Raw genomic sequence first — 1,373 nt, 5'->3', positions numbered from 1 at the left:
TGAATCTCCGAATCTCGAAACACGTGCCACACTGCTGTTGTCTCATAACCACTTTCCAGTTAGGAGAAACTATTCTTAGTTCTAAATATCCTTATAACATCTCTTGAATATCCGATGTATTGGTTTTAATATCAATTACTGTTCGAGAATACAAAAAGTTATGCTTTATTTTTGCAGAATTTTTATGATGGTAAATAGCTATATCAGGATTATCAAATTCTTTAGTATCAATTGGATAATCCGCATATGGGTTTAAGAAAAGACTTGTTCCATCTAATAATGACTCCCGATATTTCGCATGCGGTTCAGAATTTATAGTCCCCACTGTATCGTAATCATTATATTTATACGTGTTTACTATAATATCTTTACTTTTGTTTGTTGATAATGCTCGCATTTTACCTGATGTAGCTATTGGATTAAAAATCACACCACTTATAAAGCTGTACTTATCATCATTAAATAATCCGATTGGGATTTTACCACCTGTACTTTTTTTAGTAATATGGTCTGAGAACTCCCAATATGGCATATCACCTCTATATTCAGCCTTTGTTAAACCATACAGAACTCTTTGTATAGCTCCCGTTCCTTGTAAATAAAATAGTGGTTGCTCAAAACTACCAATTGCTAATATAAATGGCTTCTCTTTTACATGCTCCATCTTTGAATACCGTTCTTCGTACTTACGGCATTTCGTGCTTATACTATTAGCTATTCTTTCTGTTGCCAAATGAATAATCTCACTGTGTATTTCCTCATGAGATTTACCACTCTTATATAAACGATTCAATTCTTCAATTCTTTCATGTTCGGGAGTTCCATTATCAGGATTCTTTGTTGCAACTGCTTCAACTAAAAATTCTTTTTTTGTTTTTCTAGATTTCAAATAAAAATCTGGTGCATCATGAGAATAATCAGTTATAAAACCTAAATTTTTAAAAGAAGCGTGTAAATATATTTCCCAAAATGATGAATTAAAGGTTGTTTGAAATTCTTTTACAAATTTATTATCACGATCTTCGAAACCTATACACCAATTATTGATTACTTTTCTTAAATCAGCGTCACCTTTTATATTCTTAAAATTCTCATGCAATGCACTTTCTACAACTTCTAAATTAAATAAGTCCATGTAAAATTCTCCTTTTCAAATAAATTCAAACTTTAGAGCACCAACATTATTATAACACTATATTTAAAGACCTTATTGATATCCTAAATAGGCCCACACTATACATAAGCATGTAATAACAGACTTGTCACAAAAAATTTGGAACATCGATTTGTAAATTTCTTATTTCCTCAGACGTCATGTTCCTCCCTCGCTTTCTGTATTGTGTCTCCTATTTGCTTGATTCGTTTTTTAAACC

At 31.2% G+C, this 1,373-nt stretch carries 1 protein-coding gene; it reads right to left on the bottom strand.

The genetic code is table 11. The features are described 5' to 3' along the window. Positions 1 to 91 precede the first annotated feature (91 nt). The gene (locus KVT34_RS29455) at positions 92 to 1,135 is read right to left on the bottom strand and encodes a hypothetical protein (protein ID WP_217563210.1); all 1,044 of its coding nucleotides are present in this window, start codon (positions 1,133 to 1,135) and stop codon (positions 92 to 94) included. Positions 1,136 to 1,373: the final 238 nt, after the last annotated feature.

This window comes from Paenibacillus sp. GbtcB18 (assembly GCF_019091125.1).
GTDB classification, from domain to species: domain Bacteria; phylum Bacillota; class Bacilli; order Paenibacillales; family NBRC-103111; genus Paenibacillus_F; species Paenibacillus_F chitinolyticus.
Note: the sequence above shows the minus strand (reverse complement) of the source record. Positions and strands in the feature narration are given on the sequence as shown.